12 protein-coding genes are annotated in these 15,894 nt (G+C 59.8%); 5 read left to right on the top strand and 7 right to left on the bottom strand.

Going from position 1 to position 15,894, the window contains the following annotated elements; all coding sequences use genetic code 11:
- The first annotated feature begins 122 nt into the window (after positions 1–122).
- Positions 123–965 (top strand): LysR substrate-binding domain-containing protein, encoded by an 843-nt coding sequence (locus tag PVE98_RS09955; protein ID WP_096073172.1) that lies wholly within the window; start codon positions 123–125, stop codon positions 963–965.
- Here the strand turns inward: PVE98_RS09955 and PVE98_RS09950 are convergent.
- The 4 genes from PVE98_RS09950 to PVE98_RS09935 form a co-directional block, all read right to left on the bottom strand.
- Positions 962–2,623 carry a methyl-accepting chemotaxis protein gene (locus PVE98_RS09950; RefSeq protein ID WP_096073173.1) on the bottom strand — a complete coding sequence of 554 codons (1,662 nt, stop codon included), beginning with the start codon at positions 2,621–2,623 and terminating at the stop codon, positions 962–964. The two genes, PVE98_RS09955 and PVE98_RS09950, sit on opposite strands and share 4 nt — an antisense overlap.
- Positions 2,624–2,833: 210 nt before the next feature.
- Positions 2,834–4,351 (bottom strand): carboxylesterase/lipase family protein, encoded by a 1,518-nt coding sequence (locus PVE98_RS09945; RefSeq protein WP_096073174.1) that lies wholly within the window; start codon positions 4,349–4,351, stop codon positions 2,834–2,836.
- Between the two features lie 98 nt (positions 4,352–4,449).
- A complete protein-coding gene (locus PVE98_RS09940) occupies positions 4,450–5,793 on the bottom strand; it encodes a VOC family protein (protein ID WP_313619308.1) in 1,344 nt (447 codons plus the stop codon).
- Between the two features lie 69 nt (positions 5,794–5,862).
- The gene (locus PVE98_RS09935) at positions 5,863–7,197 is read right to left on the bottom strand and encodes an aromatic acid/H+ symport family MFS transporter (RefSeq protein WP_096073176.1); all 1,335 of its coding nucleotides are present in this window, start codon (positions 7,195–7,197) and stop codon (positions 5,863–5,865) included.
- A gap of 320 nt (positions 7,198–7,517) precedes the next feature.
- Between PVE98_RS09935 and PVE98_RS09930 the strand changes: the two genes are divergently transcribed.
- The gene (locus PVE98_RS09930) at positions 7,518–8,438 is read left to right on the top strand and encodes a LysR substrate-binding domain-containing protein (RefSeq protein WP_033747097.1); all 921 of its coding nucleotides are present in this window, start codon (positions 7,518–7,520) and stop codon (positions 8,436–8,438) included.
- Here PVE98_RS09930 and smrA read toward each other — a convergent pair.
- Positions 8,435–9,001 (bottom strand): DNA endonuclease SmrA, encoded by a 567-nt coding sequence (gene smrA, locus PVE98_RS09925; RefSeq protein ID WP_096073898.1) that lies wholly within the window; start codon positions 8,999–9,001, stop codon positions 8,435–8,437. The genes PVE98_RS09930 and smrA overlap by 4 nt on opposite strands.
- Positions 9,002–9,320: 319 nt before the next feature.
- Here smrA and PVE98_RS09920 point away from each other — a divergent pair, with 319 nt between their 5' ends.
- Complete coding sequence (locus PVE98_RS09920; RefSeq protein WP_033747095.1) at positions 9,321–10,073, top strand: FNR family transcription factor; 753 nt, start codon at positions 9,321–9,323, stop codon at positions 10,071–10,073.
- Positions 10,074–10,247: 174 nt separating this feature from the next.
- The gene (uspE, locus tag PVE98_RS09915; RefSeq protein ID WP_033747093.1) at positions 10,248–11,210 is read left to right on the top strand and encodes a universal stress protein UspE; all 963 of its coding nucleotides are present in this window, start codon (positions 10,248–10,250) and stop codon (positions 11,208–11,210) included.
- A 205-nt stretch (positions 11,211–11,415) separates the two neighbouring features.
- Here uspE and pntB read toward each other — a convergent pair whose 3' ends face one another.
- The gene (pntB, locus tag PVE98_RS09910) at positions 11,416–12,804 is read right to left on the bottom strand and encodes a Re/Si-specific NAD(P)(+) transhydrogenase subunit beta (RefSeq protein ID WP_033747091.1); all 1,389 of its coding nucleotides are present in this window, start codon (positions 12,802–12,804) and stop codon (positions 11,416–11,418) included.
- 3 nt (positions 12,805–12,807) lie between these two features.
- Complete coding sequence (gene pntA / locus PVE98_RS09905) at positions 12,808–14,340, bottom strand: Re/Si-specific NAD(P)(+) transhydrogenase subunit alpha (protein WP_096073899.1); 1,533 nt, start codon at positions 14,338–14,340, stop codon at positions 12,808–12,810.
- 533 nt (positions 14,341–14,873) lie between these two features.
- Here pntA and ydgH point away from each other — a divergent pair.
- Complete coding sequence (ydgH, locus tag PVE98_RS09900) at positions 14,874–15,827, top strand: DUF1471 family protein YdgH (protein WP_096073178.1); 954 nt, start codon at positions 14,874–14,876, stop codon at positions 15,825–15,827.
- The last annotated feature ends 67 nt before the right edge of the window (positions 15,828–15,894 follow it).

Below are 15,894 nucleotides of genomic sequence, written 5' to 3'. Positions count from 1 at the left end.
CGGGCTCCTGCTCGGCTGCATAAAAATGTCGATTTCGTTGATATCTATTCAACGACCCGGCGCTTGAGCCGACAAGCGAATTGTTGTCATAATAGCCATGACTAATTTGCATAGCTGGAGTGATGATGCCGCGTTCTCTGCCGCTTAACGCCATACACGCTTTCCTGGTGACCGCGCGTCATCTCAACCTGACGCGGGCAGCGGGCGAACTCTGTATTACCCAGGGCGCGGTGAGCCGCAAAATCGCCACCCTTGAACACTATCTGGGGTTCACGCTGTTCGAGCGCCACGCGCGCGGTCTGTGCCTGACCTCGCAGGGCGCGGCGCTGCTGCCGGAGCTGCGTCAGGGGTTCGAGCTGATAGCGGGCGCGACGGACAAGGCGATGCGCCAGCATGGGGTGATCCGGCTTAAGGCGCCGACCTGCGCCATGCGCTGGCTGGTGCCGCGGCTGGTGGCGCTGGAGCAGCAGCGGCCTGAGCTGCACGTCGCGCTGACCACCACGCTAGAACATCACGCGCAGCTGGAGGGGTTCGACGCCGCTATTCTGTACGGCACGCCGCCGCCTGGGGCGATCCACCTGTTTGACGAGTCGATTACGCCGGTGATGGCGGCCGACGCCGCGCCGCCCGCCTCGCCCGAGGCGCTGGCCTCCATGACCTTTCTGCACCCCACCGGCGATACTCGCGACTGGCAGCTGTGGCTCAGCGCCCAGAACACCAGGCTGACGATGACGCGTAATCAACACTTCAGCACCATGGATCTGGCGATCAGCGCGGCGATACAGGGGTTTGGCGTAACGGTGGCGGATATCAATCTGGTGGAGAGCGATCTGGCGAACGGGCGTCTGATTGCGCCGTTCGCCAGCCAGGTGAAGACCGGGGCGGCCTACAGTTTGCTGCAGCGCCCGGTCAGGGAAGCGCCGCCTTACCTTGCGGATCTGGCGGCGTGGCTGTCACGCGCTTAAAAGGTGACCCAGTCGGCGCTTGACTCCTCTTTAGGACGCGGCGTGACGCCGGCGGTCGGGATCGGACGGCTGTTGCGTGCCGGCGCGCTGGCCAGCGGCTCCTGCGACGAGAGGCGGAAACGGGAGACGGAGGCTTCCAGCGATTCGGTCTGACGCGCCAGCGCGGCAGCGGCGGCGGAGACCTCTTCCACCAGCGAGGCGTTCTGCTGCGTAACGCTGTCCATTTCGGTGACGGCGACGCCGACCTGCGAAATGCCTTTGCTCTGCTCTTCCGACGCGGCGGCGATCTGCTTCATGATGGCGTCCACGTCCTGCACCGACTTGAGAATATGGTGCATGGTGTTGCCGGTGTTGCCCACCAGCGCCGCGCCCTTGTCGACGCGCTGCACCGAATCCTCAATCAGCGCGGCGATCTCTTTCGCCGCGGCAGCGCTACGCTGCGCCAGATTGCGTACCTCGCTGGCGACCACCGCGAAGCCGCGACCCTGCTCGCCGGCGCGCGCCGCTTCCACCGCCGCGTTCAGCGCCAGAATATTGGTCTGGAAGGCGATGCCGTTAATGACGCTGGTGATCTCGGCGATCTTTTTCGAGCTGCCGGAGATGCCGTTCATGGTAGAGACCACTTCGCTCACCAGCTGGCCGCCCTGCTGTGCGGTTGACGAGGCGGTTTCCGCCAGCCTGCTGGCCTGGCGGGCGTTGTCGGCGTTGAATTTTACCGTCGCGGTCAGCTGCTCCATGCTGGCAGCGGTCTGCTCCAGCGCCGCCGCCTGCTCTTCGGTGCGGGAAGAGAGATCGTTGTTGCCTGCCGAAATCTCCGCCGCGCCGCGGGAAATGTTCTCAGTGCCGCTGCGAATGGCGCTTACCGCTTCGCGCAGGCTATCCTGCATGGCGCTCAGCAGCGGCACCAGTTTGCCGACGCAGTTGCGGCCGAACGGCGTGACCGGCTGGCTGAGATCGCCAGTGGCGATCACGGCGAAATGCTCGCGGATACGGTCCAGCGGCTTAACCAGCATGGTGACCAGATAGCGATCGGTAAAAAGCAGGATCAGCAGGCCGGCGAACACCGCCGCCATCAGCGTGATTTTGGTCAGCACGGTCAGGCGATCGACGTTAACACGGGTCTGATCGAGCTTAATCGCCGCCGCCTGGTTAAAGGCTTCGGCGCTGGCGCCAAAGGCGCGGCTCAGCGCGGGCGTTACCGTACTGGCGTGCTGACGATAGACCTCAAGCGACCCCTGGCGCGCCTTCTCCAGCTGCGGCACCACGCCCTCGTCGAGCAGCTTTTGCCAGCTGGCGATGGTCTGGTCTACGATCTGCGGCTCCATCGGGCCGGGCGCCATCTGCTTAAACTGCGCCAGCTGCTGGGTCATATTGTCCAGCGCCTGCTGTACCGGCTTCCAGTCGGCGTCAGCTGGCTGCGCGCCGCCGGCTTTCATCTCCATCACGCGCGACAGGCGCGTAATGACGCGGAAATACTGGTCGTTGCCCTTGCTTAAAGTGGTCATCTGCGCGACCAGATGGCGGTCGACATCATTGCCGTTGCTGAGCTTGCCGAGCGAATGGACGCTGAACCAGCCCACTGCGCACCACAGCAGGCAAAACAGGCCGAGAATCCACAGCATAACGGCGCGAATCGTGAAGTTTTTTAATATACCCATAGCCAAATCCTTGACGGTGAAAACCGAGAGGGGCCCGATAATCTCGGGCATACAGGCGTTATCGGCAGGGATTAAGGAAGGTACAGCCTTTTAGTTAGCAATAAAGTTGCTCAATGCGCCAGCGCGGCGCAGAGATAACCTGATGATTTAACAGCATTCGTCTCGGCAAGAATGGGTGATAAACCTTGCCGGCGCCTTATTAATTAGCCGTCAAAGCTTCACCATGCTTTTCATCATCAGGCGAAACAGCCTCAGGCGGGCGCGTAAGAAATTGCGCTTTAGCAGCAGCGCCTCTTTTCCGCCCTCGCCGAACGCCAGCGTGACGTCATCGCCGGGATGCCAGACAGGCCAGCTAATTTCCCCCTCCAGCCGATGGCTGAATGCGCTCGCGTCGCGCGCAAAGGCGAACCAGTAATCCGCCATACGCTGCGCAAAGGCGCGATCGGCGGCGGTATAGGGCCGTTCGCTGTCGGCGGGCTGCATCGCCGTAAGGGTATTGAACGTATAGGGCACTTCATTGCCGTGCCAGGCGCCGTGCGAATAGAGATCGCGCGACTGCTCGGAGATATAGTCGAACCAGTAGCGCCAGCCCGGCATGCCGACATTGTGCTGCGCGCGCATCAGGATCCACGGCATGACGCTGAAGGCCATATCGCGCGCCGCCGCGCGTCCCAGCAGGCGGTCATCGTGAATATCGTAAAGCCACTTCAGCAGCCGGTAGCTGAACGGCCGGTTGACGCGCAGCTGGCGCATCACCTCGGCGCTGTCGACCTTGAAGTATTCCAGCACGCTCGCTTCGTCGCTGTTGCTGCCCGCCATAAGCGGAATGCGATGCTGGCGCGCGGCCATAAAGGTATTCAGCATCGGCTGGGGCAGCACCGCATCGCCGGCAATCGGCACCGGCCCGTGCCATAAAGGCGACTCCAGCGGCCAGAAGGCGTCGGCAGGCAGCGCGCGCAGCTGTTGCGCGGTGGCATTGGGCAGACCGAAATGCGCCGCGACCTGCTCGCCCTGCTGCAGCGCCGCCTTGCGCGGTTTGTCTGGCAGGCTGTAGGCGCTCTGCACAATGGCTTTATGAAACAGCCCCTCCGCCAGCGGCGAGCAGCAGAGCGAAAGCACGCTGCGCGCGCCAGAGGATTCGCCGAATAACGTGACGTTGTCTCGATCACCGCCAAACGCGGGGATGTTGCGCTGCACCCACTGCAGCGCGGCAATCTGATCGAGCAAGGCGAAATTGTTGACTATGCCGCCGTCGCGATATTCCGCGTCCAGCGCCGGATGAGCGAAAAAGCCGAGGTGGCCGAGGCGGTAATTAATTGTCACCACTACGGCGCCGCGCGCCGCCAGCGGCTTGCCGTTATAAGGCGCCAGCCCGCCCGACCCCATTACGAAGCCGCCGCCGTGCAGCCACACCATGACCGGCAGCGGCCGCGCAGGTTCGATGTCCGGCGTCCAGACGTTGAGATAAAGGCAGTCTTCGCTGAGCGGACCGGGATCGCCGCCGCCCGCGACGGCGCAGAGCGCGCGATTCTGCCAGCAGGCGGCGCCGAACTCGGTCGCGTTGCGCACCTCGCGCCACGGCGCTACCGGCTGCGGCGCGCGCCAGCGCAGCGCGCCCACTGGCGCGGCGGCATATGGAATACCCTTAAAGACAAAGAGATCATCATCCATACTTCCTCTAAGCTCGCCTTCGGCTGTGCTGAGGCGCAGAGGTCGTCTGTTTTTCATTACCTGTTCCCTGATAAAGCGTTAAGGCATTATCTACAGGCCGTTAAGATGTTGTCTATGTCCTTAGTGCATTTGCAGATTATGCTGAATCGACGCCGCTAAGCGTCGTGGAAACCACATCGGGCCAGCGATTGCTGCTGGCGCGCCTGATAAAGCTGCATTTCATCCTGTACCGGCGCGCCCAGCGCTGCTTCAAAATCGGCCCTGCTGGCGTGGCCGGCGGAACGGCCCTGCGCCCGATCGCCCAGATTTGACTGAAAGATGCCTGCCGCGCTGACCGGCAAGAAATCCTCATACACGATCGGATCGGCAATGATACGGCCCTGTTCAATCAGCGCCGCCAGCGATTCGCCCGGCTGCGGCGGCTGCGCCTCGCCCTGTTCGCTCAGCCGGTAGGCAAACCAGGCAAGCTCCTGTTCGCGCAGGCTGTGCTCATCATCGGGAAAGGCGCGAAACACCTCGGCCAGGTGCTGCTGATGCTGCTGGTTGTCGACGCCGGTACCGGCTGCCGTCAGCAGACGATCGTAGAGCGCGCGGCCTTTCGGCGTCAGCGCCGCGCCGCGCTGCTCGATTTCGCCAAAGCGCGCGGTATGGGTGCCGCTTTCGCCCTGCTGAAAAATCACCGGCTCCTCCAGCGCTTTAAAGCTGGTCTGACGCAGCAGAATCGGCACCTCGCGTCGCGGCGGGCCTTCAATCAGCGCCTTGGGATCGATGCCGTATTCCGGCATCAGCGTCTGTACCTGGTCGATATCGAGAGTGCGCGGCGTCAGGTGGTTGATATGGCATCCCGGAAAGCAAACCACATCGGCGACCAGACGATGCTGCTGGCTTAACGCCTGATAGGTGGCGCTGTCGACGGTGCTCAGCACGTGCCAGCGGAAAGTCTCCAGCGCCTCTTTAACGAAGGCGTCGGCGTCTGCTTCATCCAGGCCGCCCTGCTGCTGGTGCTGGGCAATCAGCGCCCGGCAGCGCGGCGTGAAGATATCGCGCTGCGCCAGAATCGCCGCCGCTTTTTCACGCAGCGAGAGATCGTCGATCAGCTCCAGCCGCAGCAGCGAGGTAAAAATGCGAAAGGGATTGCGCCGCAGTGCCGCGTCGCTCACCGGCCGAAACGCGGTGGAGTGCACCGGCACGCCCGCCTGCGAGAGATCGTAATAGCCGACCGGCTCCATCCCCATCACCGCGAAAATCTGCCGCAGCGTTGAGAGCTCTTGCGCCGTGCCGACGCGAATGGCGCCGTGACGCTCCAGGTTAAGGCGGTCCAGCTCATCCGCCGCAGCCAGCCGGCTTTTTAACGCGGGACGATTGGTTAAACAGTCCTCGTTGACGCGCTGCACCAGCGTCATCAGGGTGCCGTACTGCGGCACTTCTTGCTGATACATAGCGGACATCGCCTGCGAGAAGCGCGTACGAATAGCGTCTGCGCTAAGGAAGTGATTCATGCTGCCTGCTCCTGACGTGATCGAGATTGCTGCTACTGTAGAGCAACGCGCTGTCGGCAGGCGAAAAAGTTACGGATTTGTGATCGGCTTAAAGCCGAAGCGGTTTTTCATCACCAGCATTATCGTCGTCAGCAGCGCAGGGATCGCCAGCAGCACAAAGATCAGACTGAATGACCAGCCAAGCGAAAGCATCTCCGCGCCGACAAAGGCGCTGAGGATAGCGCCGACGCGTCCGACGCCGTGCATCCAGCTAGAGCCCGTCGCGCGCGCATGGGTGGGATAGTAGCTGGCCGACAGCGCGTTCATGCCGGTGTTGGCGCCGTTGAAGCAGAAGCCGCTGAGAAAGGCGATGCCGCTCATCATCCCGACTTCCGCCGGAGAGAAGCCCAGCGCGACGACCGCCAGCCCGCCGCAGAAGTAGATTGCCGCCAGCGCCAGCGTGGCGTTGAAGCGATCCATCAGCCAGCCGGCGAACAGCGAGCCAAGGGTGCCGCCCGCCTGATACATCGCGGTGATAATGGCCGCTTCGGTGACCGACATGCCCAGCGTATTAATCAGCGACGGCAGCCAGCTGCCTATCAGGTAGACCAGAAACAGCCCCATAAAATAGCCGCCCCATAGCATCAGGCTGCCGAACAGATAGCGACGCGATACCACGGTAGCGATTGCGCCCTGCGTCGGCAGCGTCGGCTCCTGAGAGTGAAACGCGCTGTCGGGCCGCGTCGCGCCCGGCAGCATCCGCTCGAGAATGGCGTGAATGCGCGTCGCTGGCGCACGGCGGCTGATCAGAAAGCGCACCGACTCCGGCAGGCCGCGCACCAGAAACGGCAGCACCGCCAGCGGCAGAATGCCGCCCAGCATCATCACAGCATGCCAGTTATAGCGCGGCAGCAGCCAGGAGGCGGCGAAACCGCCGCTGGCGGCGCCGAAGGTAAAGCCGCAGAACACCACGGTGATCAGAAAGGCGCGGCGGCGCTCCGGCGCATACTCCGCCACCAGCGTGCCGACGTTGGGCATCGCCGCGCCCAGCCCCAGACCGGTAAGGAAGCGAAACAGCATCATCTGCTCGATGTTGTTCGCCAGCGCGGTGGCGAGCGTCCAGAGCCCGAAGAAAAAGACGCTCAGAATAATCATCATGCGTCGACCGTAGCGATCGGCCAGCGGCCCCGCCAGCATTGCGCCGAGCGCCAGCCCGACCAACGCCGCGCTGATCACCACGCCAAGCTGATGGTTGGTTACCCCCCAGCCCGCCTTCAGCGTCGGCGCGATAAAGCCCATTAAGGCGATATCCATGCCGTCAAGGGCAACGACGATGAAGCAGAGCGCGATCAGACGCTTTTGCCAGCGGCTGAGCGCTGACTGATTGATTAACTGGCGAACGTCCACGGCTTCGACGCTGGTCACTGCGAACTCCTCACTGCGCTCACCCTGAGGCATCAGTTTTGGTAAAAAAAACGGCGGTTATGATAGCCCATCGTTAACGATAAGACGCCAGATTTTTATATGATATTGAGAATTATTCAACTTTAAAGCGCTAACCTGTTGAATTTGTGCTGGTGGGATCAACTCAATGAGCAGGGACTGCTGATTAGTCAGCTAATTTTTTCGCTTTATCAATAACTCGCGTAAAACGAGGCTTTTTGTTAATTTTATTTTGCAGCAAAGTTAACAAAACCCAGCTTTACTGGTTGCCGACCGGCGTTAAAACTCATTAAGTTTGAGAGATGGACAAAAATATCCTTTTCAATCAGCGCATTCGCTTGCGCCATCTTCATACCTTTGTTGCGGTGGCGCAGCAGGGAACCCTGGGGCGCGCGGCGGAAACGCTGAGCCTTAGCCAGCCTGCGCTGTCAAAAACCCTTAACGAGCTTGAGGAGCTGACAGGCGTTCGCCTTTTTGAGCGCGGCCGACTGGGCGCGCAGCTCACTACCATGGGCGAACAGTTTTTGATCCACGCGGTGAAGGTGCTGGATGCGCTCAACCACGCGGGCCAGAGCGTTAATCTGCCGGTCTCGACGCGTCCGGTGGTGATCCGCCTCGGCGCGCTGACCACCGCAGCCATGGGCATGCTGCCGCAAATTCTCGATCGTTTTCACCAGCAGCAGCCCCATGCGACCGTGCAGGTCGCCACTCTGCACAATAACGTGCTGCTCGCCGGGCTGCGCGCGGGCGAATTCGAGATCGGCATCGGTCGTATGGCGGACAGCGATATGATGGCCGGACTCACCTACGAGCTGCTGTTTCTTGAATCCCTCAAGCTGGTGGTGCGCCCTGAACACCCGCTTTTAAGTGACAACGTCACTCTTTCCCGCGCGATGCAGTGGCCGGTAGTAATTTCGCCTGAAGGCACCGCGCCGCGCCGCATCGCGCAGCAGATGCTCGATGAACAGGGCTGCACCCTGCCGAGCACCTGCGTTGAAACCTCGTCAACCTCGCTGGCGCGTCAGCTGGCGCTGCGCTATGACTATGTCTGGTTTGTGCCGTCGGGCGCTATTAAGGAAGATCTGGCGCATAACGCGCTGTGCGCCCTGCCCATCAGCTCATCCGGGCCAGGGGAACCGGTAGGGATTATTACCCGCACCGGCTATCCTTTGAGCCTTAGCGCTGAGATCCTGATGGCGACCATCCGCAAGGCGCCGGATTAACGGCTACGTTTCGCATGACGCTCGCGGTTGTCCAGCCGCGCCTTTTCGGTCTTACGCAGGCCGACATAGAGCGCGCCCGCGCCGCCGTGCTGCGGCTGCGAGGTGCAAAAGGTCTGGACGTCGTCGAACTGACGCAGCCAGCGCGCCAGATAGCTGCGCACGATATTGGCATGGGATTCGTTGTCGCGTCCTTTGCCATGAATGATCAATAAATTGCGCAACCCATCCTTACGCGCCTGCTGCATAAAACTAAATACCGCCTGCCGGCAGGTCTCCACCGGCTGGCGCAGCAGGTTGAGGCTGGCGTCCATCTTGTATTCCCCTTTGCGCAGCTTATCCAGCACCCCCTGCTGAATGCCGTCGGCCTTATACTCCAGCGGCGTTGCAAGGGGAATGATGTCGAGGTAGCCACGCGTCAGAAAGTTCTCTTCTTCCGCCTCTGCGTCAGGCCGACGCGGCGCTTTGGTCGAGGGCGATTTCAGCCACAGGGTGCTGGCGCTGTCTTTCAATGGAGTGACGTCACCCATGGCATCCCGAAACAGGTCTTCATCGTCCAGGTTCATAGTCATTTCTCACTCCAGGTTATCAAGGAAACAGAGATCAAATCCGCCTTTGCAGATGCAATAGTAGCAAACGCCAAAAAAGGTGCGCCAGCGCTGAATCGCGCCAGATTGCTGTTTAGAAAATGCGCATCGGGATCAAAAAAAGTGGAAAGTTTTCGTGCCAAATCGCAAAAATGTGACGCGCAGGGCTTGCTACAGCGCGGTTCCGCGCCACGCCTGGCATCCCTACTCTTTATAAGCCTAAAACTGCTCGGACGAGTTCCCTTCAGCACAAAAAATGTTAAAATTGACCCCAGTCAATAATCGTCGAGCGTACATTATGATCACTGAAAAACGCACCATTCGCCGTATTCAGTCAGGTGGCTGTGCCATCCACTGTCAGGACTGCAGCATTAGTCAGCTGTGCATTCCGTTCACCCTGAACGAACATGAGCTGGATCAGCTCGACAATATTATCGAGCGCAAAAAACCGATTCAAAAAGGCCAGACGCTGTTTAAAGCGGGCGATGATTTGAAATCGCTCTACGCTATCCGCTCCGGCACTATCAAAAGTTATACCATCACCGAACAGGGCGATGAGCAGATTACCGGCTTCCACCTGGCGGGCGATCTGGTGGGCTTCGACGCCATTATGAGCGGCAGCCACCCGAGCTTCGCGCAGGCGCTGGAAACGGCGATGGTCTGCGAGATCCCATTCGAAACGCTGGACGATCTGTCAGGCAAAATGCCGGCTCTGCGCCAGCAGATGATGCGTCTGATGAGCGGCGAAATCAAAGGCGACCAGGATATGATCCTGCTGCTGTCGAAGAAAAACGCCGAAGAACGACTGGCCGCGTTTATCTGGAATCTTTCGCGCCGTTTCGGCCAGCGCGGCTTCTCGCAGCGCGAGTTCCGTCTGACGATGACGCGCGGCGATATCGGCAACTACCTCGGCCTGACCGTCGAGACCATCAGCCGCCTGCTGGGTCGTTTTCAGAAATCGGGCATGCTGGCGGTGAAAGGCAAATATATCACTATTGAAAACCATGACCTGCTGTCCGAACTGGCCGGTCAGAGCGTTCAGGCTGCTTAATTAATTGGCCGCCTAATGATTAGAGTTGCAGGTATGGGCGCAACGCCTCTGCAACTCTGATTCGCGCCGCAAATTTGTTAGTTTATTGATCCCACAGCAACTTTTCCGCTTCTTCCCGTCCTTAACTTAGGCTATCTTTAAACCAGTTCGCCTTGGTTTAAGGAGTTATTCCCTATGTCCCGCTACCAAAATATGCTGGTCGCTATCGATCCCCAGCAAGACGATCAGCCGGCGCTACGCCGCGCGGTTTACCTTAATCAGCGTATCGGCGGCAAAATCAAAGCCTATCTGCCGATTTACGACTTCTCATATGAGATGACCACGTTGCTCTCCCCTGACGAGCGCGCCTCGATGCGGCAAGGCGTGATCAGCCAGCGCACCGAGTGGATCCGCGAGCAGGCGCGCGCCTATCTTGAGGCGGGCGTGGAGATCGAAATCAAGGTGGTCTGGCATAATCGCCCCTATGAAGCGATTATCCAGGAGGTGCTGGCGCACGGGCACGATCTGGTGCTGAAGATGGCGCATCAGCACGACCGGCTGGAAGCGGTGATCTTCACCCCTACCGACTGGCATCTGCTGCGTAAATGCCCTTGTCCGGTGTGGATGGTGAAAGATCAGCCCTGGCCGGAAGGCGGCAAAGCGGTAGTAGCGGTCAATCTCGCCAGCGAGGAGCCGCACCACGATGAGCTGAATCAGAAGCTAATCCGCGAAACCACGCGGCTGGCGGAGATGGTGAACCATACCGAGGTGCATCTGGTGGGCGCCTATCCTATTACCCCGATCAATATCGCGATTGAACTGCCCGACTTCGATCCCAGCGTCTATAACGACGCGATCCGCGGTCAACATCTGGTGGCGATGAAGGCGCTGCGTCAGAAGTTCGCGATCCGCGAAGAGTTTACCCACGTCGCCAAGGGGCTGCCTGAAGAGGTGATCCCCGATATCGCCAGCCAGCTCAGCGCCGGGATTGTAGTGCTCGGCACCATCGGGCGCACCGGCCTGTCGGCAGCGTTTCTCGGCAATACGGCGGAACAGGTTATCGACCATCTGCGCTGCGATTTGCTGGCGATCAAGCCTGACGATTTCAATTCGCCCATTACGCTCGATGATGACGACGAAGAGGATGATGAGGAATAAGAGCAAGGGCGGCCAGTTGGCCGCCCTTTAATTTTGACACTGTGCTGATGCCAGTGACAAAGCCCGATCGCAAAGACGCAAAATCGCCATCCCTGGCTGCTCGATCCGCGCCTTCCCTGGCGCGGGACGCTTTGCTCTTCGGTCCTATCACTCGCATTTTATGATGTGCAGCGACTTCAGGGCGGCCTGTTGGCCGCCCTTATCATTACAGCGCTTTCAGTATCCCTTCCACGCTCGCTTTGGCATCGCCGAACAGCATCTGCGTGTTCTCTTTGAAGAACAGCGGATTCTGCACCCCGGCATAGCCGGTATTCATCGAACGCTTAAACACGATGACGTTCTGCGCCTTCCACACTTCCAGCACCGGCATGCCCGCGATAGGGCTGCGCGGATCGTCCTGCGCCGCCGGGTTAACGGTGTCGTTGGCGCCGATGACCAGCACGGTATCGGTATCGGCGAAGTCGTCGTTAATCTCATCCATCTCCAGCACCACGTCATAAGGCACTTTCGCCTCCGCCAGCAGCACGTTCATATGGCCTGGCAGACGACCCGCGACCGGGTGAATGCCGAAGCGCACCTTGACGCCGCGCGCGCGCAGCTTCTCGGTGATCTCCGCCACCGGGTACTGCGCCTGCGCTACCGCCATGCCATAGCCTGGGGTGATAATTACCGATGAAGAGTGCTTCAGCAGTTCGGCCGTCTCTTCCACGCTGATTTCACGATGCTCGCCCGCCTCTTCGCTCTCTCCGCCCGCACTGCTGTCGGTGCCGAAGCCGCCGGCGATCACGCTGATAAAGGAGCGGTTCATCGCCTTACACATAATGTAAGAGAGGATGGCGCCCGACGACCCCACCAGCGCGCCGGTAACGATCAGCAGGTCATTGCTCAGCATAAAGCCCGCCGCCGCCGCCGCCCAGCCCGAGTAGGAGTTAAGCATCGACACCACCACCGGCATGTCGGCGCCGCCGATAGAGGCCACCAGATGCCAGCCGAAGGCGAGCGCGATCAGCGTCATCAGCAGCAGCGCGAATACCTGCGCGCCGGTGCTTTCGGTGCGTACAAACCACAGCAGCAGCAGGAAAGAGACCACCAGCGCCAGCAGGTTGAGCTTATGGCGATGCGGCAGCATCAGCGGACGCGACGAAATCTTGCCGCGCAGCTTGCCGAACGCTACCAGCGAGCCGGTAAAGGTCACTGCGCCGATAAAGATGCCGAGGAAGACTTCGGTCAGGTGAATATTCTCCATCACCGCAGGCAGGCCCGGACCATGATCGATAAAGCTGTTGAAACCCACCAGCACCGCGGCCAGGCCGACGAAGCTGTGCAGGATCGCCACCAGCTCCGGCATTTCGGTCATTTCGACCTTTTGCGCCAGACGCACGCCGATAGCGCCGCCGATCACCATCGCCAGCAAAATCCAGGCGACGTTGCCGCTGTCGGGACCAAAAATGGTCGCCAGCAGCGCCAGCGCCATCCCGCTGATGCCGAAGAGATTGCCCTGCTTCGAGGTCTCATGCTTTGAGAGCCCTGCCAGGCTGAAAATAAACAGAATCGCGGCAACAATGTATGCTGCAGTTACTAATCCGCCAGACATCGGTTACCCCTTACGAAACATTTTCAGCATGCGCTGGGTGACGGTGAAACCGCCGAAAATATTGATGCTGGCAATCAGCACCGCAATAAACGAAATAAAGGTGACCCAGCCGCCATGCCCCATCTGCAGCACCGCGCCGACCACGATAATGCCGGAGATGGCGTTGGTGACCGACATCAGCGGCGTATGCAGCGCGTGGCTGACGTTCCATACCACGTAGTAGCCGACCACGCAGGCGAGCGCGAACACGGTGAAGTGCGACAGGAACTCTGCCGGCGCGACGTTGGCGAGGCAGGCGAACAGCACGATCGCCAGCGCCAGCAGCAGATACTTGCGCCAGGTCGGTGCGGGCTTCGCCGCCTCCTTGACTACCGGCTGCGCGGCCGCAGGCGCGGCTTTCGGCGCGGCGGAGACCTGAATCGGCGGCGCAGGCCAGGTGACCTCGCCGTCGCGGATCACCGTCACGCCGCGCACCACGACATCGTCGAAATCGATGGCGATTTCGACGTTCTTCTCTTTGCACAGCAGCTTCATCAGGTTCACCAGGTTGGTGCCGTAAAGCTGCGAGGACTGGGTCGGCAGACGGCTGGGAAGATCGGTATAGCCGATGATCTTCACGCCGTTGTCGCTGACGGTAACGCGATCGGCGACGGTCAGTTCGCAGTTGCCGCCGGTTTGCGCCGCCAGATCGACAATGACGCTGCCCGGCTTCATGCTGGCCACCATCTCGGCGGTAATCAGCTTCGGCGCCGGTTTGCCCGGAATCAGCGCCGTGGTCACGATAATGTCGACCTCTTTCGCCTGCGCGGCGAACAGCGCCATCTCCGCCTTGATAAAGGCTTCTGACATCACTTTCGCATAGCCGTCGCCGCTGCCCGCTTCCTCTTCGAAATCGAGCTCAAGGAATTCGGCGCCCATGCTCTGCACCTGCTCTTTCACTTCCGGGCGGGTATCGAAGGCGCGCACAATGGCGCCGAGGCTGCCCGCCGCGCCAATAGCCGCCAGACCGGCGACGCCTGCGCCAATCACCATCACTTTCGCCGGCGGCACTTTTCCCGCCGCGGTAATCTGTCCGGTAAAGAAACGGCCAAACTCATGGGCGGCTTCGACGATAGCGCGATAGCCGGCGATATTGGCCATCGAGCTGAGCGCATCCAGCGACTGGGCGCGAGAGATGCGCGGCACGGCATCCATCGCCATCACGGTCACCTGACGCGCCGCCAGCTTCTCCAGCAGCGCCGCGTTCTGCGCTGGCCAGACAAAGCTCACCAGCGTGCTTCCCGCACGGGTCAGAGCGATCTCTTCGTCGTCGGGCGCATTGACCTTCAGCACGATATCGGACTGCCAGATCTGCTGGCTGTCGCAAAGGGTGGCGCCTGCGGCGACGAAACTCTCGTCATCAAAACTGGCGCGTTTGCCCGCATCATGCTCGACGGCAACGCTAAAACCCAGTTTGATTAGCTGCTCCACGGTTTTCGGCGTCGCCGCCACGCGCGCCTCGTTGGGCAATCGCTCTTTGGGTATTCCAATTAACATATTCATCCCTTTCATCAATTGATGATGGCCTGTCGACTGCATAACGACGCAGCGCCTGAAACAGGGTTTCAGGCGCTTATGAACGAAATGCACTTGTATCAAAGTATTTATAACCTACTGAAAATATGAAGCGATCTACAATCAGAACCTCTGTCAGTGACATTCATACGATTATTCAGCGTCAAAAGAGAAAAGCCGCGCTATGCGACTGCAAATTGAAAAGTTTGAAATATATTCTGCTAAGCAGAATCGTGTCATGACGAATATCCGGTTAATAAAAACCTTTATTTAACAATGCATTAACTGTTTCAGCACTAAGCATTACCACCTTTACTGATAATCAGTACAAAAAACGTCCTTAGCAAATTTGCATGACGCCATGATGAATTTCGCTATCAATTTCCCGTGATTTGTCGCATAAATTGGCTGCGACAGCCTGTTTATAACATGCAATAATCATCGGCTAATCTGTTATACATCAAGAGTCCAGCACGTTTTCGTACTCATTTTGCGTAAGGCGAAGGATCATTTTTATGAAGCTGAAGAACACCATTCTGGCGTCAACCTTGTTATCCCTGCTCGCGGGCAACGCATTCGCCGCGCAGGAACTGACGCCGGAAAAAGCGGCCGAGCTGAAACCATTCGAACGTATTAACGTCACCGGCCGCTTTAATGCGATTAACGACGCGGCCGACGCCGTGTCGAAACGTGCGGATGAGCTGGGTGCCGCCTCTTACTACATTCAGGGCATCAACGACAGCAACGGCAACAGCGGCAACTGGCGCGTAACGGCCGACCTCTATAAAGCGGACGCGCCGAAAGCGAACGACACCACCACTTACCGCGTCATGAACGGCGTGAAAGAGCTGCCGAAGGCGGAAGCCTTCCGTCTGGAGCCGTTCGACACCGTAAGCGTCAGCGGCTTCTTCGCCAGCCAGCCAGACGTTAACGACGCCATCAGCAAAGCGGCGAAAGAGAAAGGTGCCGCCGCGTTCTTTATCGTGCGCCAGGTCGACGCCAACAACGGCGGCAACCAGTACGTGACCGCCTACGTCTATAAGGCCGACGCGAAAGAGCGTAAGGTGCAGAGCCCGAACCTGATCCCGGCAGACTCCGATGCGGGCAAAGCGGCGCTGGCGGCCGGCGGCGAAGCGGCGAAACGCGTTGAGATCCCGGGCGTCGCCTCATCGGAAACCCCGAGCAACAGCGTTGGTCGCTTCTTCGAAACCCAGAGTTCTACCGGCCAGCGCTATACCGTAAAACTCGCCAACGGCCAGTCGATTCAGGAAGTGAACGCCATTACCGCCGCGCAGATGCAGCCGTTTGACACCGTGACCTTTACCGGCCACTTCGGCACGCCGACCGAAATCTCGGAAGAAGTGGCGAAACGCGCCGCGGATAAAGGGGCGAAGTACTACCACGTGACCCGCCAGTGGCAGAACCAGAGCGGCGGCAACCTCACCGTCACCGCCGATCTCTTCAAGTAGTCTCCCTCAGGGCGGCGCCTGCCGCCCTGCTGTTTGCATTATCCCTTCACAATTTTGCATAACCACG

The organism is Pantoea sp. GABEPS69 (genome assembly GCF_045780835.1).
In the GTDB taxonomy this organism is placed as follows: Bacteria; Pseudomonadota; Gammaproteobacteria; order Enterobacterales; family Enterobacteriaceae; genus Pantoea; species Pantoea septica.
Note: the sequence above shows the minus strand (reverse complement) of the source record. Positions and strands in the feature narration are given on the sequence as shown.

Coding starts and splice junctions, on each gene's coding strand:
- PVE98_RS09955 (WP_096073172.1), top strand. CDS start 123: ATGATGCCGCGTTCTCTGCCGCTTAACGCCATACACGCTTTCCTGGTG.
- PVE98_RS09950 (WP_096073173.1), bottom strand. CDS start 2,623: ATGGGTATATTAAAAAACTTCACGATTCGCGCCGTTATGCTGTGGATT.
- PVE98_RS09945 (WP_096073174.1), bottom strand. CDS start 4,351: ATGAAAAACAGACGACCTCTGCGCCTCAGCACAGCCGAAGGCGAGCTT.
- PVE98_RS09940 (WP_313619308.1), bottom strand. CDS start 5,793: ATGAATCACTTCCTTAGCGCAGACGCTATTCGTACGCGCTTCTCGCAG.
- PVE98_RS09930 (WP_033747097.1), top strand. CDS start 7,518: ATGGACAAAAATATCCTTTTCAATCAGCGCATTCGCTTGCGCCATCTT.
- smrA (WP_096073898.1), bottom strand. CDS start 9,001: ATGAACCTGGACGATGAAGACCTGTTTCGGGATGCCATGGGTGACGTC.
- PVE98_RS09920 (WP_033747095.1), top strand. CDS start 9,321: ATGATCACTGAAAAACGCACCATTCGCCGTATTCAGTCAGGTGGCTGT.
- uspE (WP_033747093.1), top strand. CDS start 10,248: ATGTCCCGCTACCAAAATATGCTGGTCGCTATCGATCCCCAGCAAGAC.
- pntB (WP_033747091.1), bottom strand. CDS start 12,804: ATGTCTGGCGGATTAGTAACTGCAGCATACATTGTTGCCGCGATTCTG.
- pntA (WP_096073899.1), bottom strand. CDS start 14,340: ATGTTAATTGGAATACCCAAAGAGCGATTGCCCAACGAGGCGCGCGTG.
- ydgH (WP_096073178.1), top strand. CDS start 14,874: ATGAAGCTGAAGAACACCATTCTGGCGTCAACCTTGTTATCCCTGCTC.